At 64.7% G+C, this 20,983-nt stretch carries 20 protein-coding genes and 1 riboswitch; of the genes, 9 read left to right on the top strand and 11 right to left on the bottom strand.

All coding sequences use genetic code 11. From position 1 onward, the window contains the following. The first annotated feature begins 13 nt into the window (after positions 1-13). Genes QTL98_RS15585 through QTL98_RS15575 form a run of 3 tightly spaced genes read left to right on the top strand, consistent with a single transcriptional unit; the run spans position 14 to position 3,536 of the window. A complete protein-coding gene (locus QTL98_RS15585; RefSeq protein ID WP_445679387.1) occupies positions 14-1,090 on the top strand; it encodes a tartrate dehydrogenase in 1,077 nt (358 codons plus the stop codon). Between the two features lie 19 nt (positions 1,091-1,109). After that, complete coding sequence (locus QTL98_RS15580) at positions 1,110-2,183, top strand: tartrate dehydrogenase (protein ID WP_445679386.1); 1,074 nt, start codon at positions 1,110-1,112, stop codon at positions 2,181-2,183. 33 nt (positions 2,184-2,216) lie between these two features. Beyond that, entirely contained in the window at positions 2,217-3,536 is a 1,320-nt protein-coding gene (locus tag QTL98_RS15575) for a glycerate kinase type-2 family protein (protein WP_445679385.1), read from the top strand. On the opposite strand, the gene QTL98_RS15570 is transcribed toward QTL98_RS15575, so the two are convergent. Both QTL98_RS15570 and QTL98_RS15565 read right to left on the bottom strand, forming a co-directional pair. After that, positions 3,523-4,350: a carbohydrate ABC transporter permease gene (locus tag QTL98_RS15570; RefSeq protein WP_445679384.1), complete on the bottom strand. Its 828-nt coding sequence runs from the start codon at positions 4,348-4,350 to the stop codon at positions 3,523-3,525. The two genes, QTL98_RS15575 and QTL98_RS15570, sit on opposite strands and share 14 nt — an antisense overlap. After that, positions 4,347-5,228, bottom strand: a complete 882-nt coding sequence (locus QTL98_RS15565; protein WP_445679383.1) for a carbohydrate ABC transporter permease — start codon at positions 5,226-5,228, stop codon at positions 4,347-4,349. The genes QTL98_RS15570 and QTL98_RS15565 overlap by 4 nt, the downstream gene beginning before the upstream one ends. Before the next feature lie 181 nt (positions 5,229-5,409). Beyond that, positions 5,410-5,544: riboswitch (FMN riboswitch) on the top strand. Between the two features lie 84 nt (positions 5,545-5,628). Between QTL98_RS15565 and QTL98_RS15560 the strand changes: the two genes are divergently transcribed. Then, positions 5,629-6,132, top strand: a complete 504-nt coding sequence (locus QTL98_RS15560) for a 6,7-dimethyl-8-ribityllumazine synthase (protein ID WP_445679382.1) — start codon at positions 5,629-5,631, stop codon at positions 6,130-6,132. A 77-nt stretch (positions 6,133-6,209) separates the two neighbouring features. Here the strand turns inward: QTL98_RS15560 and QTL98_RS15555 are convergent, their stop codons facing one another. From QTL98_RS15555 to QTL98_RS15540, 4 genes are read right to left on the bottom strand one after another with little or no spacing between them, the layout of a single operon-like run. Beyond that, a complete protein-coding gene (locus QTL98_RS15555; RefSeq protein WP_445679381.1) occupies positions 6,210-7,682 on the bottom strand; it encodes an FGGY-family carbohydrate kinase in 1,473 nt (490 codons plus the stop codon). Position 7,683: 1 nt separating this feature from the next. Then, on the bottom strand, positions 7,684-8,643 hold the full coding sequence (locus QTL98_RS15550) for a transketolase family protein (protein ID WP_445679380.1): 960 nt from the start codon (positions 8,641-8,643) through the stop codon (positions 7,684-7,686). Further along, entirely contained in the window at positions 8,643-9,488 is an 846-nt protein-coding gene (locus QTL98_RS15545) for a transketolase (RefSeq protein ID WP_445679379.1), read from the bottom strand. Before QTL98_RS15545 ends, QTL98_RS15550 begins: the two co-directional genes overlap by 1 nt. A gap of 58 nt (positions 9,489-9,546) precedes the next feature. After that, positions 9,547-11,007: an L-fucose/L-arabinose isomerase family protein gene (locus QTL98_RS15540; protein ID WP_510637579.1), complete on the bottom strand. Its 1,461-nt coding sequence runs from the start codon at positions 11,005-11,007 to the stop codon at positions 9,547-9,549. Between the two features lie 388 nt (positions 11,008-11,395). Between QTL98_RS15540 and QTL98_RS15535 the strand changes: the two genes are divergently transcribed. The 5 genes from QTL98_RS15535 to QTL98_RS15515 all read left to right on the top strand — a co-directional run bounded on the left by QTL98_RS15535 (position 11,396) and on the right by QTL98_RS15515 (position 16,565). Further along, complete coding sequence (locus QTL98_RS15535; protein ID WP_445679377.1) at positions 11,396-12,334, top strand: D-ribose ABC transporter substrate-binding protein; 939 nt, start codon at positions 11,396-11,398, stop codon at positions 12,332-12,334. Between the two features lie 76 nt (positions 12,335-12,410). Then, complete coding sequence (locus QTL98_RS15530; protein ID WP_445679376.1) at positions 12,411-13,055, top strand: DUF2291 family protein; 645 nt, start codon at positions 12,411-12,413, stop codon at positions 13,053-13,055. Between the two features lie 8 nt (positions 13,056-13,063). Further along, positions 13,064-14,611, top strand: a complete 1,548-nt coding sequence (locus QTL98_RS15525; RefSeq protein WP_445679375.1) for a sugar ABC transporter ATP-binding protein — start codon at positions 13,064-13,066, stop codon at positions 14,609-14,611. Then, on the top strand, positions 14,608-15,645 hold the full coding sequence (locus tag QTL98_RS15520) for an ABC transporter permease (RefSeq protein ID WP_445679374.1): 1,038 nt from the start codon (positions 14,608-14,610) through the stop codon (positions 15,643-15,645). The genes QTL98_RS15525 and QTL98_RS15520 overlap by 4 nt, the downstream gene beginning before the upstream one ends. Before the next feature lie 113 nt (positions 15,646-15,758). Next, complete coding sequence (locus tag QTL98_RS15515; RefSeq protein WP_445679373.1) at positions 15,759-16,565, top strand: DeoR/GlpR family DNA-binding transcription regulator; 807 nt, start codon at positions 15,759-15,761, stop codon at positions 16,563-16,565. Between the two features lie 13 nt (positions 16,566-16,578). Here the strand turns inward: QTL98_RS15515 and QTL98_RS15510 are convergent, their stop codons facing one another. The 5 genes from QTL98_RS15510 to QTL98_RS15490 all read right to left on the bottom strand — a co-directional run bounded on the left by QTL98_RS15510 (position 16,579) and on the right by QTL98_RS15490 (position 20,961). Further along, positions 16,579-17,358, bottom strand: coding sequence for an SDR family NAD(P)-dependent oxidoreductase (locus tag QTL98_RS15510; RefSeq protein WP_445679372.1), 780 nt, complete (start codon positions 17,356-17,358; stop codon positions 16,579-16,581). A gap of 86 nt (positions 17,359-17,444) precedes the next feature. Continuing rightward, positions 17,445-18,323 (bottom strand): TauD/TfdA dioxygenase family protein, encoded by an 879-nt coding sequence (locus QTL98_RS15505; protein WP_445679371.1) that lies wholly within the window; start codon positions 18,321-18,323, stop codon positions 17,445-17,447. Further along, a complete protein-coding gene (locus QTL98_RS15500) occupies positions 18,320-19,222 on the bottom strand; it encodes an ABC transporter permease (protein ID WP_510637493.1) in 903 nt (300 codons plus the stop codon). Before QTL98_RS15500 ends, QTL98_RS15505 begins: the two co-directional genes overlap by 4 nt. Then, complete coding sequence (locus tag QTL98_RS15495) at positions 19,128-19,949, bottom strand: ABC transporter ATP-binding protein (RefSeq protein WP_445679369.1); 822 nt, start codon at positions 19,947-19,949, stop codon at positions 19,128-19,130. The genes QTL98_RS15500 and QTL98_RS15495 overlap by 95 nt, the downstream gene beginning before the upstream one ends. 4 nt (positions 19,950-19,953) lie before the next feature. Further along, positions 19,954-20,961: an ABC transporter substrate-binding protein gene (locus QTL98_RS15490; RefSeq protein ID WP_445679368.1), complete on the bottom strand. Its 1,008-nt coding sequence runs from the start codon at positions 20,959-20,961 to the stop codon at positions 19,954-19,956. Between the last annotated feature and the right edge of the window lie 22 nt (positions 20,962-20,983).

Below are 20,983 nucleotides of genomic sequence, written 5' to 3'. Positions count from 1 at the left end.
CGAGTTGAAGAAAATGCGGACCCACAGGATTGCCGCCATCCCCGGTGACGGGATCGGCGTGGAAGTTGTTGCGGCCGGGCTTGAGGTGCTGCACGCCCTTGCCGCGCGTGACGGCGGATTTGAGCTGGAGGTGAGCCATTTTGACTGGAGCACCGACCGTTACCGGCGCACCGGCGCCTTCATGCCGGCGGATGGCGCGGACCAGCTGCGTGCGTTCGACGCCATCCTCTTCGGTGCCGTCGGTGCGCCGGACGTGCCCGACCATCTGACGCTCTGGGGCCTGCGGCTCGCCATCTGCCAGCCGCTCGACCAGTATGCCAATGTCCGCCCGACCCGGGTTTTGCCCGGCATCCAGAGCCCGCTGCGCCATGTAAATGGCGGTGAGCTCGACTGGGTAATCGTGCGTGAAAACTCGGAAGGCGAATATGCAGGCCAGGGCGGTCGCTCGCATCCGGGCCTGCCGCTGGAGGTGGCAACGGATGTCTCGGTCTATACCCGGGCCGGGGTCGAGCGGATCATGCGGTTTGCCTTCAGCCTTGCCCGCTCACGGCCGCGCAAGCTGCTGACGGTGGTGACCAAGTCCAACGCCCAGCGGCATGGCATGGTGCTGTGGGACCAGATTGCCGCCGAGGTGGCCGCCGATTTCCCGGATGTGAGCTGGGACAAGATGCTGGTCGATGCCATGACGGTGCGCATGACCATGAAGCCCGCTTCGCTGGACACCATCGTCGCCACCAACCTGCATGCCGACATTCTCTCCGATCTGGCAGCAGCCCTTGCCGGCTCCATCGGTGTTGCCCCGACGGCAAATCTCAACCCCGAGCGCGATACGCCCTCGATGTTCGAGCCCATCCACGGGTCGGCCTTCGACATCACTGGCAAGGGCATCGCCAATCCGGTTGCCACCTTCTGGACGGCGGCAATGATGCTGGAACATCTCGGCGAACGGCCGGCGGCAGAGCGCCTGATGAAGGCGGTCGAGAAGGTGACGGCCGATACCAGCCTGCACACGCCGGACCTTGGCGGCAGCGCAACCACCCGCGCAGTGACCGACGCAATGCTCGCCACCATTCGCGGCGATAACTCCTGAAGCAGCGGCAGAGGCAAAAATGAAGACGAACCAGTTGAGGGTTGCCGTGATCGCCGGTGACGGCATCGGCAAGGAAGTGGTGCCCGAGGGGCTGCGGGTGGTGGAGGCGGCGGCCCGGCGTTATGAGCTGGACCTGCGCTTTGACGAGTTTCACTTCGCGTCCTGCGACTATTACCTCAAGCACGGGCAGATGATGCCCGATGACTGGAAGGAGCAGATCGGCGGGCATGACGCCATCTTCTTCGGCGCGGTCGGCTGGCCGGAAACCGTGCCCGATCATGTCTCGCTCTGGGGCTCGCTGATCCAGTTCCGGCGCCAGTTCGACCAGTATATCAGCCTGCGTCCGGCGCGGCTGATGCCGGGGGTCCCTTCCCCGCTTGCCGGCCGCAAGCCGGGCGACATCGATTTCTGGATCGTGCGGGAGAATACCGAGGGCGAATATTCCTCGGTTGGCGGCAAGATGTACCAGGACACCGACCGGGAAATCGTGATCCAGGAAACGGTGATGAGCCGTATCGGCGTCGACCGGGTGCTGCGTTATGCCTTTGAGCTCGCTCAGAAGCGCGGCCGCAAGCGCCTGACCTCGGCCACCAAGTCAAACGGCATCTCCATCACCATGCCCTACTGGGACGAGCGGGTGGAGGCGATGGCCCGGCAGTATCCCGAGGTGGTGTGGGACAAGTACCATATCGACATCCTGACCGCGCATTTCGTGCTCAATCCCGACCGGTTTGATGTGGTGGTCGCCTCCAATCTCTTTGGCGACATCCTCTCCGACCTCGGGCCAGCCTGCACGGGCACGATCGGCATTGCCCCCTCGGGCAACATCAATCCGGAGCGGCTTTTCCCCTCGCTGTTCGAGCCGGTGCACGGGTCGGCGCCGGATATCGCCGGCAAGGGGATCGCCAACCCGGTCGGCCAGATCTGGGCCGGCGCGATGATGCTGGAACATTTGGGCCACCGTGAAGCCGCGGCCGGTATCGTTTCCGCCATCGAGCGGGTACTTGCCGAGCCGAAGCTGCGCACGCGCGATCTTGGTGGCTCTGCCGATACGGTCGCCTGCGGCAAGGCGATTGCCGACGCGCTCGCCTGACCCCTTCCAGACAGTATGCCGAGAGACCGGTTGATGCCCGCCTTGCCAGACAAACACGCCCCGGAAGGGGAAGCCCGCCCTTGGGCCGATCCGCGGCAGTTCCTGCGGGAGCTGTTCATGGTCGCGGTGGAGCGGGCGGACCCGCTGCACTGCGTGCCGCGGGCGCTGCCGCCAAAGCCGGAAGCGCGGGTGGTCGTGGTCGGGGCGGGCAAAGCGGCCGCGCGGATGGCGGAGGCCGTAGAGCTGTGCTGGGGCCCCTGCGAGGGCCTGGTGATCACCCGTGACGGGTACGCAAGGCCTCTGCAGGGGATCGAGGTACTGGAGGCCTCACACCCGGTCCCCGACCGGCGCGGGCTTCTAGCGACGAAGCGACTGCTCGCGCTGCTGCAAGGCTGCGGGGACGGGGATTTTGTCCTCGCCCTGATTTCGGGCGGCGGTTCCGCCCTGCTGTCCTGCCCGGCGGGGGAGATCACGCTGGAGGAGGAGCAGGCACTGACCGCAGCGCTGCTGTCCTCCGGCGCGCCGATCAATGCCATGAATATCGTGCGCAAGCATCTGTCAGGCGCCAAGGGCGGGCGGCTGGCGGCGGCGGCCTATCCGGCAACCGTGCTGGCCCTGATCGTCTCGGATGTGCCCGGTGACGATCCGGCCATGATCGCGTCCGGTCCGACGGTAGGCGATATCTCCCTTGCCGAAGAGGCGCGGGAGATACTGCAACGCTGGCACATCCCGCTGCCGGCTTCCGTCGAAGCGGTGCTGGCCGGCGTGCGCCAGACGGTTCTGCCGGAAGATGCCCGGCTATCGCGTACGCAAAACCGGGTCATCGCCGCACCGGCCCAGTCGCTGGAAGCAGCGGCCGACCGGGCGCTGGCGGCCGGGCTTACCGTCCACATGCTGGGGGATGCGCTGGAGGGGGAGGCCCGCGAGCTTGCCCGTGCCCATGCCGGGCAGGCTCTTGAGCTCGCCGGGACGTTGCGGCCGGGCGATGCGCCGGTTCTGCTGCTTTCCGGCGGGGAATGCACGGTGACCCGGCGCGGCGCAGGGACCGGGGGGCCGAATGCCGAATATTGTCTCGCCCTGGCCATCGCGCTTGAAGGCGCCGCCGGCATCTGGGCGCTCGCCTGCGATACAGACGGGGTGGATGGCGCAGCGGAAGTAGCGGGCGCGATGATCGGCCCCGGAACATTGGCGCGGGCTGCGAGCCGGCAGGTCGACCCGGTGGCCGCGCTGGAGGCCAATGACAGCCATGGCTTTTTCGCCCGGCTGGGAGATCAGGTAGTCACCGGCCCCACGCTCACCAACGTGAATGACTTTCGCGCTATCCTCATACAGCCGCCGCCTAAGTCCGGATGACGAAACCGCTGGCGATGTGGTTGCGCACGAACCAGATCATCGCCACGCCGGGCAGCAGGGAAAACACCGTCATCGCCATGACAAGCCCGATATCGGTCTGAAAACCGAACAGGGCGTTGATGGCCATGGTGATGGGTTTGCCGGCCGTCAGGGTCAGGATGCGGGCAAACACCACCTCCACCCAGGAAAAGACGAAACAGAAAAAGGCAGCGACACCGATGCCTGGTGCGATGGCGGGGATGAGGTGCTTGAGGAAGAAACGCGGCAGCGAATAACCGTCGAGAAAGGCGGTCTCGTCAAACTCCCGCGGCAGGGCGGAGATGAAGCTCTCCAGAATCCAGATGGTGATGGGGATGTTGAAGAGGCAGTGCACCAGCGCGATGCCGACCGGCGTGTTCACCAGCTCGAACTGGGCAAAGAGGATAAAGACCGGCAGTGACAGCACCACCGGCGGCGTGATGCGGAAGGTGAGCAGCAGGAAATAGAAATGCCGGTCGCCGGCAAAGCTGAAGCGCGAGAAGGCATAGGCCGCCGGCAGCGCCGCAACGAGGCAGAGCGCCACATTGAGCAGCACATAGAGCGCCGAGTTGAAGATCGAGGCCGTAAGCGGGCCGGAGTGGAAGATGTTGCGGTAATTGACAAGGCTGTAAGTCCCTTCCGCCACGCCGTCATGTTCCAGCGTGGCGGTCACGCTCAGCAGCAGCGTCTGCGCCAGCGGCAGCAGGATGAAGAAGGCGACGACGGCAAAGACGGCAAGCCGCAGGACAAGGCCGGTCATGCCGGTGCCGCCGGGGCTGGAGCGGGGCCTTGTCATGCCGCCACCTCTTGCTGCTGTTCCTGCCGGCGGTGCGCATCCATCAGGGTGCGGAACGCCCAGGCGACGGTAAGCACGGTCAGGAAATAGACCATCGAGCGTGCTGCCGCCGGCCCGTAATTATAGGCGTTGATCTCCTCGCCAAGGTCGAGGGAGAGGAAGGTGGTCGCCCCCTGCGGCCCGCCGGCATTGATGCGGAAGGCCTCGATATAGATCATGAAACTGTCCATGAAGCGCAGCAGCAGCGCCATGGAAAGCACGCCGCCCATCTTCGGCAGCTGGATATATCGCAGCACCTGCAGGCGCGAGGCGCCGTCGATGGCGGCGGCCTGATAATAGGCGTGAGGGATGCCGGAAAGCCCGGCATAGGCCAGCACGACCACCAGCCCCAGCCAGTGCCAGGTATCCATCACCACCAGGAGCGTCCAGGTGTGGAGCGGGTTGAACTTGTAATCAAAGCCAATGCCGAGGGCGGCGAGCGCCTGACCCACCAGTCCGGTATGGGGATTGATGAGGCCCAGCCAGATGATGGGGATCATGTTCCACGGCACGACCAGCGGCACGGCCAGCAGCATCAGCACGGCGATGCGCCAGGGGCCGGTCTTGGCAAGCAGCAGGGCGATGCCTACGCCAAGCGGCATCTGCACCAGCAGCACAAGGGCGGAAAACAGAAGGCTGCGGCCAAGGCTGGCATAAAAACGCGGCGAGGAGACGATATCGCCATACCATTCCGTGCCGACCCAGAACGGATCGTTGATGCTGAAAAGGTCGAGGAAGGAATAGTTGAAGACGGTCATCAGCGGCACGATGCCGACGAAGGCGAGGATGGCAGCAGCAGGCGCCAGCAGCAGCCACGCCCTGTTGTCATGTGGTTTCATCCGTCTTCCCGCCCCCTCGGGCCGCCTCTTGTCCGGGCGGTATTTTTTTCGTGCGGGATCAAGGCCCCGCTGCACTTCGTTAGGTGCCCAAGTGTTCCCGCTTTGCGGGGCCGCCGCAAGGGCAAGATCGGGTTTTGTGAAGCGACACCTTGCACGGGGTTGTCCAAGGCGCTAACCCTCATTCTGTTCTCAGGGCGGGGTGCAATTCCCCACCGGCGGTATAGCCCGCGAGCGCTTGTGTCCCTCAAGGCGCAAGGTCAGCAGATCCGGTGAAACTCCGGGGCCGACGGTATAGTCCGGATGAAAGAGGACAAAAGCGGGCCGGTGCCTTCAGGAGCCGGATTCTCGCCTATGTTCCCATGCTCTGGGACCTTCGCTTGTATTCAAACGGAAGGTTCCAATGACTGCTACCTCTTCTGCCTCCACCCCGCGTATCGCCTTTATCAAGGCCCAGTGGCATGCCGACATCGTCGACCGTGCGCATGAGGGGTTTGTCGCCGCTGCCGCCGATCTGCTGCCGGGCGCGGCTATCGAGACCTTCAATGTGCCGGGTGCGTTCGAGATGCCGCTGCTGGCCCAGCGTCTGGCGCAGACCGGCAAGTTTGATGCCGTTGTCGCCGCGGCCTTCGTCGTCGATGGCGGTATTTACCGGCATGATTTTGTCGCCGGCGCGGTCGTCACCGGCCTCATGCAGGCGCAGCTTGCCACCAACGTGCCAGTCTTCTCCGTCTCGCTCACCCCGCACAATTACCAGCCAGTCGAAGTGCTGACGGCTTTCTATCGCGAGCATTTCGTGAAGAAGGGCGCCGAGGCTGCCGAGGCTGTGCGCCAGGTGCTGGCCCTCAGCACCACGCTGGATGCCGATGCCGCCGGCACGAGCGCGCCGAAGCTGCGCCTTGCCTGAGGCAGTGAGCCTTTAAAAGACGAAAGCGGCCCGGCGCCCCATCCTGCGCCGGGCCGTTTTGTTTTCGGGGCAAAAGCTCAGGCCGAAAGCATCGGGGCGAGCGCGGCCTTCCAGCCGGCCTGCAGTGCCGTGCGCCACTCGGCGCCGGCTTTCGGCTCAAAGCGCGTGCCGTCAGCCGAGCGGCTGAGCACGGCTTCCGGGTCGATGCCAAGGCTGGCGAAGGCCATGGCCGCCACGCCCAGCGCGCCGACTTCGGCCACCTCGCTGCGTATCACCGGGCAGCCCAGCACATCGGCCTGCAGCTGCATGAGAAAGTCATTGGCCGAGGCGCCGCCATCGGCATGAAGTGCGGTGAGCGGCGTGCCGATATCCTGCTCCATGGCGTGGAACACGTCGGCGATTTGCAGCGCGATAGCCTCGAAGGTGGCGCGGGCGGCATGGGCCGGGGTGGCAGCGAGCGTCATGCCGGCCAGCGTGCCGGTGGCGCTGTCTTTCCAGTGCGGGGCGCCCAGCCCGGCAAGGGCGGGCACGAAGGTGACCCCGTTCGAGCTTTCCACCGTCTGCGCCAGATCGGAGAGCGCACGGGCGGAAGGCAGGCCGAGCAGGGTGGCCATGAAGGAAGCGGCCTGCGCCGAGACGGTGATGTTGCCTTCAATGGCATAGGCCACGCCCTCGGCGGCCGACCAGGCGATGGTACCGGAAAGGCCGCTTTTTGAGGTGATGCGCTCCGGCGTCAGTGCCATCAGCGAGGAGCCGGTGCCGTAGGTTGCCTTGACGGCGCCGGGCTGGCGCACGCCATGGCCGTATAGGGCTGCGTGGCTGTCGCCCATCATGGCAAGGATGGGAATGCCGGCGGGCAGGGCGGTGGTGCCTGCCGTGATGCCAAAGCTGCTGGCGGAAGGCTGTACTGCCGGCAGGGCAGCCACTGGTGCGCCAAAGAGTGCCGCCAGCTCCTTGTCCCAGGTCAGGGTGCCGGTATTGAAAAGCTGGGTGCGGGAGGCGTTGGAGGTGTCGGTCGCAAAGGAGCGGCCGCCGGTCAGCTGCCAGAGCAGCCAGCTGTCGACCGTGCCGGCACGAAGGCGGCCTGCCTCGGCGAGCGGGCGTGCCTCGGGCACCTGCTGCATCACCCAGCCGAGTTTGCTGGCCGGAAACAGCGGGTTGATGGCAAGGCCGGTTGCTGCCTCCACTGCCGGGTTGGCGCCGGCCTGATGCAGGTGGGCGCAGGCGTCAGCGGTGCGGCGACACTGCCAGAGGATGGCGGGGGCGACGGGCTTGCCGGTTTCGGCATCCCAAACCACCAGCGTCTCGCGCTGGTTGGCAATGGCGATGCCGGCGACATCCTCGCTGCCAGCCTGCGTGACGATCTGCGAGATAACCTTCTGCACCGATTGCCAGAGCGCGGTTGCCGACTGCTCGGCCCAGCCGGCTTTGGGATAGGTGGAGGTGAGCGGGGCGCTCGCCTGGGCCAGAAGCGTGCCGCCGGAATCCAGCAGCACGGCCTTGGTATTGGTCGTGCCCTGGTCGATGGCAAGGATGCGGGGACCGGCCAAGTCAGTGTTTCCGCGCCAGTGCCCGGCGCGCGGCGGCGGCAATGCCGGTTGCCGTGAGCCCGAAATGATCGAAGAGCCATTCTACCGACCCGGTGGGCACAAAACCGGGAAAACCCACCATCTCCACCGGCACCGGCAAATGCAGGGCGGTATATTCGGCAACGGCGCCGCCAAGACCGCCGCGCACGGAAGCTTCCTCCACTGTGACGAGGGCGCCGGTGGCAGCAGCGGCTTCCAGCACGGCTTCTTCATCGAGCGGGTTGAGGGTCGCCATGTTGAGCACGCGCGCTGCAATGCCTTCGCCGGCCAGCGCCTCGGCAGCGCTGACGGCGAGATGCACGGTGGTGCCGCAGGCAATGAGTGTTACGTCGTGGCCTTCGCGCACCAGCTCGGCCTTGCCGGGGCGGAAGACGCGGTGTGGTACGGCCAGGTCCGGCACCGGCATACGGCTTACCCGGATATAGACCGGGCCGTCATGCGCGGCGGCCCATTTCACGGCCTCCGCCGTCTCCCACGGGTCGGCCGGCACGATGAGGGTGAGGTTGCGCAGCACGCGCAGCCAGGCAAAATCCTCGATCGAATGATGCGTCGGCCCCAGCTCGCCATAAGCGATGCCGGAGGACTGGCCGACCAGTTTCACGTTGAAGTTGGAATAGGCAACATCGGCCTTGATCTGCTCCAGCGCGCGGCCGGTGAGGAAGCAGGAAGCGGCGGAGACGAAGGGGATGCGCCCGCCATTGGCAAGGCCGGCGCCGACACCGACCATGGTTTGCTCGGCGATGCCGACATTGACAAGCCGGTCGGGAAACTTTTTCTGGAAGCCGCCGAGCTTGGAGGAGCCGACGGAATCATTGACCACGGCCACGATGCGCGGATCGGCGGCGGCCAGTGTCTCCAGCGTGCTGGCCCAGGCCTCGCGGCAATCGTGAAGCCCTTCGGCCTTCGGGGCGGCGTGGGCCATCACACAAGCTCCTTCATCGCGATTTCAAACTGTTCGGCGTTGGGCACGCCGTGATGCCAGGCGGCGACATTCTCCATGAAGGAGACGCCCTTGCCCTTGACGGTGTTGGCAATGACGCAGAGCGGCTTCTGCCGCTGCGCCACCGGGCTGCCGAGCGCCTTGAGGAGCGCGGCATGATCGTGCCCGTCAATCACCGCCACCTCCCAGCCGAAGGCACGGAAGCGCTCGTCCAGCGGGTCCATGGTCACGGTATCTTCGGTGCGGGCACCCTGCTGCAGGCGGTTGCGGTCCACGATCAGGGTCAGGTTCGCCAGCTTGCGGTGGCCGGCAACGGCAGCCGCTTCCCAGTTGGAGCCTTCCTGCAACTCGCCATCGCCGGTCAGCACATAGGTGCGGTAGCTCGCACCGCTGATCTGGCCGGCAACTGCGATGCCAAGCCCGACCGGCAGGCCGTGGCCGAGCGGCCCGGTGTTGGTTTCCACCCCCGGCAGGTAGTTGCGGTTGGGGTGGCCGTTGAGGCGGGAGAGGGGCTGCATATAGGTCTCAAGCCAGTCTTCCGGGTAATAACCGGCGGCACAAAGCGCGGTATAGAGCGCGCCGGTGGCATGGCCCTTGGACATGATGAAACGGTCGCGCTCCGGCCAGTCCGGCTGCTGCGGGTCGAAGCGCAGCACGCCGAAATAAAGCGTGGCGATGGCATCGATGGCGGAAAAATCCCCGCCCGGATGGCCAAGCTGCGCCTCATAAACCATGCGGAAGGCCCGGCGACGCATCCACAGAGCCTTCTCGCGGATGAGGTCCAGCGGGTTTGCCGGATGTGAAACGGGCCGTGTGATGTGCGACATGCGCTGTTTCCTTAAAAACCTTGCCTGAAGGCGCCGGTGCCGGGAAGGCAGGGGCGCGTCAGAACCGCCGCGGCAGGGTGAGCGCGGGTTCCTGTTCGATGTTGTGGGCATAGAGCGGCCAGCCGAGATAACGGGTGACGGCCTCGTTCACGACATCGGCGTGGTTGCCGCGCACCATTGCAACATGGTGCTCAAAGCCGTTTTGCGTGACGAAGCGCATGAGCTCGCGCAGGCGCGGCACTCTGGTGACCGCGATGCCGCCATCCATGGGGAAGGGGTCGTCGGTAAACTCACCCTCGCCGAGATAACATTTGAGCGTGCCGGCCCGGTCATCGGAGGAGAGGCGGAAATAGGTCATCGGCCCGGGCTTCACCTTGCCCTTCACCGCGCCGAAACATTTGGAGCGGCCGATGGTCTCGCCCAGCACGTCGAGCTCGCCGATCTCCGGCGTGTCGCCGATAAAGCTCCTGGGGTAGTTGCCGCAATGGGTGCAGACGCACTTGTCGGCTTCCCGTCCGTAATTGTTGTTCCAGTCCAGGATGGCGGGCGGGGCGCCGGAGGCAAGCGCCAGCGCGTACATGGAAAGCGCGCCCATCACATCCACCTCGCAGGCGGACGGCATCAGCTCCTCGCCCATCATGCTCATGGTCACGCAGGTGGCGCAGCCGAAATTATCCTGCAGCGAGCGCCAGCACTGGATGGCGCTGGCATCGCAGCCGTTTTCCTCGATCCAGCGATTGACCGCGAGTGTCCACTTGGCCTGGCGGGTTACCTGCGCCTCGGTGATGTGCGCGGGGATGGTGCCGTAAGAGCGGATGCGCTCCATCTTGGCGCGCAGGTCCGGATCGCTGTCGGAGATGGCGCCGGCAGCAGACATCATTTCCGAAAGATCGACCGTCACCACGGTGATGCCGCCGGCCTGAAGCAGCTTTTCGCTGTAGCGCATGGTCTGGAAGGCACCGGTGCGGGCGCCGATGGCGCCAAGCCGGGCGCCGCGCATGCCGCGCACGGTGCGGCAAAGGCGGGCAAAGCGCTCCAGATCGGCGCCGAATTCGGCGCTGTCGGTATCGCAGGTGTGGGAGGTGGTTTCGGTAAAGGGGACGCCGTACTGCCAGAAATTATTGGAGACGCTGATCTTGCCGCAAAAGGCATCGCGCCGCTCATGGACCGAAACCTTGTCGACCTCGTCATTGCTGGCCTGCAGCAGGATCGGCACGTTCAGTTTCGCGCGGTTCACCAGCTCGGCAATCGCGATCTCGTCGCCGAAATTCGGCAGGCCGATCACCAGCCCGTCGATCTCGTCCGCCTGTTTGCGAAAGAAGTCAGCGTAAAGCACAGCGTCGGCAACCGACTGTACGGCGCCATTGACCGTCGCCTCGAAAGGCAGGGTCAGAGCGCGGACGCCGAGTTTTTCAAGCTGGGCGAGGGTCTCGTCGCGCGACGCCTTGCACGGGGCGCCGTTGAAGAAGGCGCGGCTGCCGATGACGACGCCGAGGGTCACCTGCCGGCGGATTTGCAACACCATGTCCGTTTCCTTGGGCCGTTTCCTGGGGATCGTTTCCCCGATTATCGCCGGTCGGCTGTGTGCTGTTCCGGTCGTTCGCATTTGCTGCGCTTTAGTTTCGATTAGTTTTGTATATCTCCGGCCTTGGCGGAGATCAATCCACTTCTTCGGGTGGCCGGGATGACAACCCGGTTCCAGTCGCATGGCCTGTAAATCAAGGTTAATGCGTTAAATCGGGCTAGCTTGTTGTTATCTTACACGGTTTCCGTAGTCCTGACATCGCTGGCGATCAGCTGCGGCAAACGGGATTATCAGAAAGGGCTTGACATTAATCGAAAGCAAAACTCCACTAATCGGCGAAGAACGGGACCCAAACAGGGTTCGAAATCAAAGGGAGGAAGGAATGAACATCAAGCGCCGCTTGTTGCTGTCCGCTTTTGCGCTCGGTCTGGCCGGGGTGAGCCCCGCCATGGCTGCCAGCAACGGCACCATCGCCATCATCACGCCGAGTCACGACAACCCCTTCTTCAAGGCCGAGGCCGAAGGTGCCGCCGCCAGGGCGAAGGAACTGGGCTACGAGACGCTGGTGCTCGTGCATGACGACGATGCCAACAAGCAGTCCGAGCTTTTCGACAGCGCCATCGCCGCCAAGGCGAAGGCCATCATCCTCGATAATGCCGGCGCCGATGCCTCGGTCGCCGCGGTGAAGAAGGCCAAGGATGCCGGCATCCCCTCCTTCCTCATCGACCGCGAGATCACCCAGTCGGGTGTCGCCGTCAGCCAGATCGTCTCCAACAACTACCAGGGCGCGCAGCTCGGGGCCGAGGAGTTCGTGAAGCTGATGGGCGAGAAGGGCGAATATGCCGAGCTGGTGGGCAAGGAATCCGATACCAACGCCGGCATTCGCTCCTCCGGCTACAACGATGTCATCTCGCAGTATCCGGACCTGAAGCAGGTGGCCAAGCAGTCGGCCAACTGGTCGCAGACCGAAGCCTATTCGGTGATGGAAACGATGCTGCAGGCCAATCCAGGCATCAAGGGCGTCATCTCCGGCAATGACACCATGGCCATGGGCGCCTGGGCCGCGCTGGAGGCCGCCGGCCGCAAGGATGTGATCGTGGTGGGCTTTGATGGCTCCAACGATGTGCGCGACAGCATCCTCAAGGGCGGCATCAAGGCAACCGTGCTGCAGCCGGCCTATCAGCAGGCCCAGCTGGCGGTGACCCAGGCCGACAAGTTCCTGCATTCCGGATCTACCGGTGTTGATGAGAAGCAGCTGATGGATTGCGTGCTCATCAATTCGGACAACGCCTCCAAGCTGGAGACCTTCGCCCTCAAGTAAGGCGTCTCCTCCTGCTCCCGGTGCCGCCGGCCCGCCAGCGGCACCGGGCTTTTTTACTTTGCCGGAACTTGTCCTCATGAAATCCCTGCCCGTGCTGGCGGCTGCCCTTTTGCTGGCAACCGCTCCGCTCGCCGCCTGCAAGATCGTCAAGACCAAGCCGGCCGGCGAGGTTTCGGCCAATGACCCCGCCGGTGATGAAGCCCGAATGGCCGCCCTGGTCGACAAGACCTGGGACAGCCAGGTGCTGCCGCTGATCGCCGACAAGGCGGTGGATGCCGTGGAGCTGCGCAAGGAAATCGCCGCCGGGCTGGATGCAGCCGGCAAGGCGCATGGCCTGCGCGCCGGCGGTGCCGGCGGTGCCTGGAATTTTGCCATCAAGGGTACCGGCACGGTGGTTTCCTCCGACCGCGCCAGCCGGGCGGCGAAGCTGGAGGTCGATAGCGACGGCGACGGCAAGGGCGACGTGACGCTGCAGATTGGCCCGGTCATTCGCGGCACGGCGCTGCGCGACTTTGCGCCCTTTTATGACTTCACCGCCTTTCGCGACCAGATCGAGTTCGCAAAGCTGGCCCGCGCGCTCAATGACAAGGCCGTCGGCGCCATCAAGCTGCCGGATGGCGATCTTGTCGGCCGGAAAGTCGACTTCTCCGGCGCCCTTGCCATCCGCAGCCAGAGCGAGGCGCTTCTGGTGCTGCCGACCAGCCTGACGGTTCTGCCATGAGCGGGGCCATGAGCGGTGCAGCAGGCGCGGAGGCGTATCCCATCGGGCTCAGCATTCGGGGCGGTACCAAGATTTATCCCGGTACCCGCGCGCTGAAGGCGGTGGATTTTGATCTGCGCATGGGCGCGGTCAATGTGCTGGTGGGCGAAAACGGCGCCGGCAAATCCACCATGATGAAGGTGATTGCCGGCATCGAGCAGCTGACCGAAGGCACGATGCTGATGGAGGGCAAGCCCGTCCATTTCCGCGACAAGGCGGAGGCGGTTGCCCATGGCATCGGCATTGTCAACCAGGAGCTCAATCTCTTCGCCAACCTGACGGTCAGCGAAAACATCTTCATCGCCCGCGAGATCGCCCGCGGCGGCATCGATATCGACCGTGCTGCCCAGCGCGAGGCGACGCGGCGGCTGATGCAGCGGCTGGAGCAGGAGATCGACCCGGATACGCCGGTCGGCAACCTGCGCATCGGCCAGCAGCAGATCGTGGAGATCGCCAAGTCGCTGGCGCAGGATGCGCGCATCCTCATCCTTGATGAGCCGACCTCCGCGCTGTCCGCCCACGAGGTGGAAGTGCTGTTCCGCGTGATCGAGGATCTGAAGGCCCACGGGGTGGGCATCGTCTATATCTCCCACCGCCTGCCGGAACTCATCCGCATCGGCGATTACATCACCGTGCTGCGAGACGGCGTCATAACCGGCGCCCGGCCGATGGACGGGGTCGATATCCCCTGGATCGTGCGCAACATGATCGGCGATGCCTCCAGGGATTTCCCGCGCACGGAAACCGCTGCTTTCGGCGACGAGATTTTTCGCGCCGAGGAGGTGACCCTGCCGCGCCTTGGCGGTGGTTTTGCCGTTGACCATGTCTCGCTATCGGTGCGGGCCGGTGAAATTCTCGGCGTCTATGGCCTCATGGGGGCCGGGCGATCCGAGTTTCTGGAATGTGTGATGGCGCAGCACCCGCATTCGGGCGGCAAGCTCTATGTCGAGGGCAGGCTGCTGACGGAGCCGGACGTGACCGGGCGCATCCGCCGCGGCATCGCCCTCATCCCGGAAGACCGCAAGCGCGACGGGCTCGTGCAGATCATGTCGATCCGCGAGAACATCACGCTCTCCTCGCTCAAGGATTTCACCCGGCTGTTCCATCTGAACCTCAAGGCGGAGGCGGCCGGGGCGCTGGCTTTCATCAAGCGGCTTACCATCAAGGTGGCAAGCCCGGACAACCCCGTCTCCAGCCTTTCCGGCGGCAACCAGCAGAAGGTCGTCATCGGCAAGGCACTGATGACGAAGCCAAAGGTGTTGCTGATGGACGAGCCGTCGCGCGGCATCGATATCGGCGCCAAGGCAGAGGTGTTCCGCACCATGCGCCATCTGGCCGGGGAGGGGCTCGGCATCATCTTCGTCACCTCCGACCTCGATGAGGTGATGGCTCTTTCTGATCGCATTCTCGTCATGGCGCAGGGGCGCGTGACCGGCATTTTCGATGCCGCGTCGACCACCCCCGCCGAAGTCGCCGCCGCCGCGGCGCCGAACCGTCACCAGGAAACCGCAGCATGACCGCTTCTTCCGCCTCCGCCCTTCTCCTGCTGCTGCGGCTGCGTACCTTCGTGGCGCTGTTTCTCGTCTTTGCCTTCTTTGCCTATGCCGCGCCGAATTTCCTGTCGGCGGAAAACATCGTCATCATGTCCAAGCATGTGGCGCTCAATGCGTTTCTCGCCATCGGCATGACTTTCGTCATCATCACCGGCGGCATCGATCTGTCCGTCGGCTCCATCGTGGGCCTGTGCGCCATGGTAGCCGGCTGGCTGGTGCTTTACGGCATCGATCCGGGATATGGCTGGTCCATCCAGTTCAACACCCTCGAGATCTGCCTCATCGTCTGCCTGGTCGGCATCGGTGTCGGCGTCATCAACGGGTTTCTCATCACCCGCCTCAATGTCGCGCCCTTCATCGCCACGCTGGGCACGCTTTATGTAGCGCGAGGCGCGGCGCTGCTTTCCTCCAACGGTGCGACCTTCCCCAATCTGGGCGGCAATCCGGATTATGGCTCCGACACGTTCCGGTTTCTGGGGGCGGGCAATCTTGCCGGCATTCCGGTCTCGATCTGGCTGCTCGTCATCGTCGCGCTGCTGGCGGCCTATGCCTCCCAGCGCACGCCGCTTGGCCGGCACATCTATGCGGTGGGCGGCAACGAGCGCGGGGCGGCGCTGTCCGGCGTGAAGGTCAACCGGGTCAAGATGGCCGTCTATATGTTCTCCGGTTTCTGCGCGGCGCTGGTGGGGCTCGTCATCGCCTCGCAGCTGCAGGCGGCGCATCCGGCAACCGGCGAGACCTTCGAGCTCAACGCCATTGCCGCCGCCGTACTGGGCGGCACCTCGATGTCCGGTGGCCGCGGCCGGGTGGGCGGTACCGTCATCGGTGCCTTCGTTATCGGCATCCTGTCGGACGGCCTTGTGATGATGGGCGTCTCCTCCTTCTGGCAGACGGTCATCAAGGGTGTGGTCATCATCGCCGCCGTGGTGGTGGACCAGGCCCAGCAGCGCCTGCATGCCCGGGTGGTGCTTCAGCAGCAGGCGGCAGTGGGGCACTGACGCCCCGCTGCCCGTCCGGCTGCCGCGCCGTTGCTGTTTGCCGGCAAAGCGCAATCGGATAGAGTGCGTTCGAAGATGTTTGCTTGCGAATTACAGAAGGTACCGCCGCCCCGATGGAGACAAAACCGGTAGAAACCCGCGGCGAGATGACGGGCCTGCTCTCCGAGCCGCGGCGGCGGCGCATACTGGACTGGATTCAGGAAGAAGGTTCGGCCCGCGTGCGCGAGCTGGCGGCGGCCTTCCAGGTGTCGGAAGCCACCATCCGCCAGGATCTGGAGCGGCTGGAAGGCGAGGGGCTGATCACCCGCGAACATGGCGGGGCCTTCCTCAACACCGTGCCGGCGCAGGTGGGGGCGATGACGCTCCACCATCAGGACAATATGGAGAAGAAGCGCCGCATCGGTGCGCTTGCCGCCTCGCTGGTGCATGACGGCGAAACGCTGATCCTTGATGCCGGCACCACGACGACGGAGGTGGCGACGCGCCTCGTTGCCCGCCGCAACCTCACCATCATCACCAATGCGCTCAACATCGCGCTCATCCTCGGCGCGGTGCCGGGTTTTGCCGTGCATATGCCGGGCGGCCAGTTCAAGGCGCCGACGCTGTCGCTCTCCGGCGACAAGTCGGTGGATTATTTCCGCAACATCTTTGCCGGCAAGCTCTTCCTCGCCACCGCAGGCGTCGGCCTTGAAGCGGGGCTTACCTATCCCAGCTTTGCCGATCTCCAGCTGAAGGAAGCGATGATCCGGGCGGCGAGCCGCGTTTATCTGGTGGCGGATTCCACCAAGATCAACAAGGCCTCGCTCACCCGCCTCGGCTCGCTGGAGGTCATCCACTCCTTCATCACCGACGACGGCATCAGCGATGCCGACGCCAAGGAGTTCGAGCGGCGCGGCATCGAGATCCTGATCGCGAAGTAAGGGCTGGCACGTCTCACACCGTCTTCAGCATGCCGCCATCGACATGATAGGCCGAGCCGACGCTGTAGGAGGCGCGGGGGGAGCAGAGGAAGACGCAGAAATCGGCCAGCTCCTCCACCGTGGCGAAACGGCGGATGGGGGCATGTTCGTCGGCGACTTCCTGCAGGTAACTTTCCCACGCCTCGCCGCGCAGCTCGCGGGCGGTCTTTACCCAGTCTCCGGTACGGATAAGGCCGGGATTGACGGTGTTGACCCGGATATTGCGCTTGATCATTTCGTTCGACAGACACTTGCCGAACATCAAAAGCGCCGCCTTGGTCACGTTATAGATCGGCTCGTACCAGAGCGGCTGCACGGCGCAGATGCTGGCATTCATCAGCATGGCGCCGCCGCCCTTCTTCTCCATCTGGTCCGCAAGGCGCCGGCTGAGGCGTACCGCGGCCATGACATGCAGGTTCCAGTAATCCATCCATTTTTCATCCGGCGCATCGGCCACGGTTTCGTTGGAACCGGTGCCGGCGTTGGAGACGAAGATATCCGCCCCGCCTAGACCCGCGGCGTGGGTGATGATCGCCTCGCAGCCTTCGGCTGTTGAAACGTCGGAGGCGACGGTGGCGGCCTTGACGTGAAATTCCCGCTCGATGGCCATCGCCGCCGCATCGACCTCGCCTTGGGTGCGGGCGGTCATCACCACATGGCAGCCTTCCTGCGCGAAGGCCCTGGCGATGCCGAGGCCGATGCCCTTGGAGGCGCCGGTAATGACGGCGACCTTGTCTTTCAGCTGCAGATCCATGGTTTCCTCCCTCCGGTCGTGGTCTGATTTTTCTTCAGACTATCACGGCCGGAGGGGAAATTGGCGGATGGCCGCAGCGCCTGCCTTCAGGCCGCGGTCGCGGCCAGCGGGACCTCGCCGCGTACCGTGGTGCGGTAGAGCGTGCGGCGCAGCTCCGGCGGGCAGCCGGTGGCCAGATGCAGGGTCTGGCGGTTGTCCCAGAACACCATGTCATGCGGCTGCCAGCGATGGCGGTACTGGAAAAGCTCGGACGTCGAGAAATGGAAGAGGAAGGCGAGAAGCTCATCGCTCTCCTTCTCCTCCAGCCCGACGATGCGGGTGGTAAAGCCTTCGCTGACAAAGAGCGCGCGTTTGCCGCTTTCGGGATGCAGGCGCACCACCGGATGGATCACCGGCGGCACCCGCGCTTCCTGCTCCGCCGTAAGGCCGGGCCGGAGCGCGCCATTCAGCGCCTGTTGCTTGCGGTTACGGGCGCCATAGCTGTGCTCGGCCTTCAAGGGGTCGATGCGGCGGCGCACGCCTTCGGGCAGTGCTTCATAGGCGGCGACCATGTTGACGAAGATCGTGTCTCCGCCATTGGCCGGCCACTCCTTGGAGTGCAGCAGCGAGCCGAGGCTGGGCTCTGCCATATAGGAAAGGTCCGAGTGCCAGTACTTGCCGGCATCGACCAGACCGATGGGTTTGCCGTCTTCGATGACATTGGAGACGATGAGGATCTCCGGATGGCCGCCGAGATGGAAATGATGCTGGATGTGAATGTCCAGAGGGCCGAAACGGCGGCTGAACGCGATCTGCTCATCCGGCGTCAGCTTTTCCTGGTCGCGGAAGACCAGCACCTGCCGGTCCGCCAGCGCCTTGCGGATTTCAAGGAAATCCGCTTCCGGCAGCGGTGTGGAAAGATCGAGACCGGTAATTTCCGCCCCGAGGATGTCGGGCAGCGGCTTGATCTGGAAGCGGCGGGTCATGACTGTTCCTGTCCCCAACGTTGCACGGTCAGCCGCGAGACGCTGCGGAACAGCAGCCCCTCGACCAGCAGGCCGATGAGAATGATGACGGCAAGGCCGGCGAAGACGCTGGGCGTCTCCAGCTGGGCCCGGTTGATGTAGATGAACCAGCCGAGGCCGCCGGACTGGGAGCTGGTGCCAAACACCAGTTCGGCGGCAATCAGCGTGCGCCAGGCAAAGGCCCAGCCGATCCTGAGGCCGGAGAGAATCTGCGGAAAAGCAGCCGGGACAAGGATCTCCACCACGAAGCGTGGGCCGGAGAGCCCCATGTTCCGCGCCGCCATGCGCAGGGTCGGCGCCACGGAGCGGAAGCCGGTATGGCCGGCCACAGCCAGTGGCCAGGCCACGGAATGAATGATGACGAAGACGATGCTGGGCATGCCAATGCCGAACCACAGCAGGGCGATGGGCAGCAGCGCCACCGCCGGCAGTGGATTGAACATCGAGGTGAGCACCCCCAGCGCGTCGTCCCCCCAGCGCGAGAGCGCGGCGAAACTTGCCAAGAGCGCTGCAACCGCCACCCCGCCGGCGTAACCCACCAGCAGTACGCGGAGCGAGGCAAGAGTACGGTCCACCAGTTCGCCAGAGGCAAAGCCGCTCCACAGGGCGGCGAAGGTTGTATCCACTGTTGGTAGCAGCAGCGGATTGCCGAGCCAGAGGGCGTAGGCTTGCCACAGACCAAGAAGGCCGGTGAAAACGGCCAGACGCCGCCAGGCAAGGCGCGGCAGCAAGCCTGTGCCGGCGGGAGCTGCCGCAAGGGTCTGCTCAGACATCGGCATTGTCCCTTCCGTCGAAAAGCTTTTCCTGCAGGCGGGCCTCAAGGCCGGCGAAGGCGCGGCTGCCGCGGCGGCGTTCGTCATCGCTGACCTTGTGGCTGGCGATGATGCGGCCCGGATGCGGGCTGAAGGTGAGGATGCGGGTGCCAACGCGGATCGCCTCGTCGATGCCGTGCGTTACGAAGATGGCGGTCACCTGGGTATCCTCGCACAGGGCGAGCAGCTCATCCTGCATGCGCCGGCGGGTGAGGGCATCCAGGGCGGCAAAGGGCTCGTCCAGCAGCAGCAGGCGAGGTTTGATGGCGAAGGCGCGGGCGATTGCCACCCTTTGCTTCATCCCCCCGGAAAGCGTGTGCGGGTGGGCATGGGCAAAATCGGCAAGGCCGACCCGGCCAATCCAGTTGCGCGCTACTTCCCTTGCCTCGGCACGCGGCAGGCCGCGGGCCCGGCGCAGGCCGTAGGCCACGTTTTCCTCAACCGTTTTCCACGGCAGAAGCTGGTCGAACTCCTGAAACACCGTCATGCGTTCAGGCGAGGGGCCAAGGACGGCTTCGCCCTTCAGCTCAATATGGCCAGTGGCCGGACGGATGAACCCGCCGATGGCGCGCAGCAGGGTGGATTTGCCGCATCCCGAAGGGCCGAGCAAAACCAGCCGTTCTCCCGCAGCCAGATCGAGACTGACATCGGATACGGCCGTCACGTCGCGGCTGCCGGAGCGATAGCGCACGGTGACGGCCGTGACCGATAGCAGCGGGGGGACGGCTTTTGCCGCAGCCAGGCCGCTGTCGAATTCCAGCACGAGGCCACTCATGGCGTCAGCTTCCCGCCCTGCTGGCAAGCGTCGCCGGGAACAGCTCGGTCCAGGACTTCGGGGCCTGCTTGATGAGGCCGATCCGCGCCTCGAAGTCGGCGAACTTCTGCGCACCCTGGGGAATGGTGGTGAAATTCACATCCTTGTCGGTGATGATCGACTGGATGAGCGCCGGATTGAGTTTGGAGTTCTCCACCTTGATATAGAGCGCGGCAGCATCGGCCGGGTTGGCCTTGATCCAGCCATTGGCTTCATCGAGCGCGTCGATGAAGGCTTCGATGGTCTTTGGATTGTCCTTGATGAAACGCTCGGTGGAATAAACCACGTTGAAGGTGTGCGGCCCGCCGAAGACGTCATAGCTGCTGAGAATGGCGTGGGTGTTTCCCGCCGCCAGTTCCTGCTGGATGAAGGGCGGGGACGTGAAATGCGCTGTGATCTCCGATTTGCCGCCGATGAGCGCGGCGGCGGCGTCCGGGTGCGGCACGCTGACGGTCAAGGGATCGAGCTTGTCATACTGGCCGAAGGTCTGGTCGGCGGCCATCTGCAGCACGATGGGCTGGAACCCGACCTTGACCGACGGCAGGGCGATCCGGTCCTTGTCGGTAAAATCCCTGATCGTCCGGATCTCGGGCCGGTTGGTGACCAGCACGTTCGGCAGGGAGCCAAGGGCGGCGACGCCGGTGATCTTCGCGGTGTCGCGGGTTTTGCCCCAGGTAAGAATCATCGGCGCGATGCCGGCAGAGGCAAAATCGAGCCCGCCGGAGATAAGGGCGTCGTTCATTCCGGCCGCGCCGGAAATTTGCAGCCATTCCACTTTTGGCGGCGTTATGCCCAGGGCCCTGGCGTGGGCTTCAATGAGCCCCTTTTCCTTGGCGACGTGCAGCGGCAGGTACGCCACACCGAATTGCTGGGCAATACGCAGCTGCGCTGTTTCGGCCAGAGCCGGGGCGGAGGTGACTGCAAGCGCCGCCGCCGCGGCCAGCGCGAGAGGGAGGTGTCGGGGCGAAAACATTTAACGTCTCCTGTTTGTTTAA

Origin of the sequence: Radicibacter daui, assembly GCA_030657355.1 — a bacterium.
GTDB lineage: Bacteria > Pseudomonadota > Alphaproteobacteria > Radicibacterales > Radicibacteraceae > Radicibacter > Radicibacter daui.
Note: the sequence above shows the minus strand (reverse complement) of the source record. Positions and strands in the feature narration are given on the sequence as shown.

What these genes read in the sequence shown, in the direction of transcription:
- QTL98_RS15505 (WP_445679371.1), bottom strand. Translation starts at nt 18,323, where the DNA reads ATGACCCGCCGCTTCCAGATCAAGCCGCTGCCCGACATCCTCGGGGCG.
- QTL98_RS15535 (WP_445679377.1), top strand. Translation starts at nt 11,396, where the DNA reads ATGAACATCAAGCGCCGCTTGTTGCTGTCCGCTTTTGCGCTCGGTCTG.
- QTL98_RS15560 (WP_445679382.1), top strand. Translation starts at nt 5,629, where the DNA reads ATGACTGCTACCTCTTCTGCCTCCACCCCGCGTATCGCCTTTATCAAG.
- QTL98_RS15545 (WP_445679379.1), bottom strand. Translation starts at nt 9,488, where the DNA reads ATGTCGCACATCACACGGCCCGTTTCACATCCGGCAAACCCGCTGGAC.
- QTL98_RS15490 (WP_445679368.1), bottom strand. Translation starts at nt 20,961, where the DNA reads ATGTTTTCGCCCCGACACCTCCCTCTCGCGCTGGCCGCGGCGGCGGCG.
- QTL98_RS15520 (WP_445679374.1), top strand. Translation starts at nt 14,608, where the DNA reads ATGACCGCTTCTTCCGCCTCCGCCCTTCTCCTGCTGCTGCGGCTGCGT.
- QTL98_RS15570 (WP_445679384.1), bottom strand. Translation starts at nt 4,350, where the DNA reads ATGACAAGGCCCCGCTCCAGCCCCGGCGGCACCGGCATGACCGGCCTT.
- QTL98_RS15580 (WP_445679386.1), top strand. Translation starts at nt 1,110, where the DNA reads ATGAAGACGAACCAGTTGAGGGTTGCCGTGATCGCCGGTGACGGCATC.
- QTL98_RS15565 (WP_445679383.1), bottom strand. Translation starts at nt 5,228, where the DNA reads ATGAAACCACATGACAACAGGGCGTGGCTGCTGCTGGCGCCTGCTGCT.
- QTL98_RS15525 (WP_445679375.1), top strand. Translation starts at nt 13,064, where the DNA reads ATGAGCGGTGCAGCAGGCGCGGAGGCGTATCCCATCGGGCTCAGCATT.
- QTL98_RS15510 (WP_445679372.1), bottom strand. Translation starts at nt 17,358, where the DNA reads ATGGATCTGCAGCTGAAAGACAAGGTCGCCGTCATTACCGGCGCCTCC.
- QTL98_RS15550 (WP_445679380.1), bottom strand. Translation starts at nt 8,643, where the DNA reads ATGGCCCACGCCGCCCCGAAGGCCGAAGGGCTTCACGATTGCCGCGAG.
- QTL98_RS15585 (WP_445679387.1), top strand. Translation starts at nt 14, where the DNA reads ATGCGGACCCACAGGATTGCCGCCATCCCCGGTGACGGGATCGGCGTG.
- QTL98_RS15500 (WP_510637493.1), bottom strand. Translation starts at nt 19,222, where the DNA reads ATGACGAACGCCGCCGCGGCAGCCGCGCCTTCGCCGGCCTTGAGGCCC.
- QTL98_RS15515 (WP_445679373.1), top strand. Translation starts at nt 15,759, where the DNA reads ATGGAGACAAAACCGGTAGAAACCCGCGGCGAGATGACGGGCCTGCTC.
- QTL98_RS15530 (WP_445679376.1), top strand. Translation starts at nt 12,411, where the DNA reads ATGAAATCCCTGCCCGTGCTGGCGGCTGCCCTTTTGCTGGCAACCGCT.
- QTL98_RS15575 (WP_445679385.1), top strand. Translation starts at nt 2,217, where the DNA reads ATGCCCGCCTTGCCAGACAAACACGCCCCGGAAGGGGAAGCCCGCCCT.
- QTL98_RS15495 (WP_445679369.1), bottom strand. Translation starts at nt 19,949, where the DNA reads ATGAGTGGCCTCGTGCTGGAATTCGACAGCGGCCTGGCTGCGGCAAAA.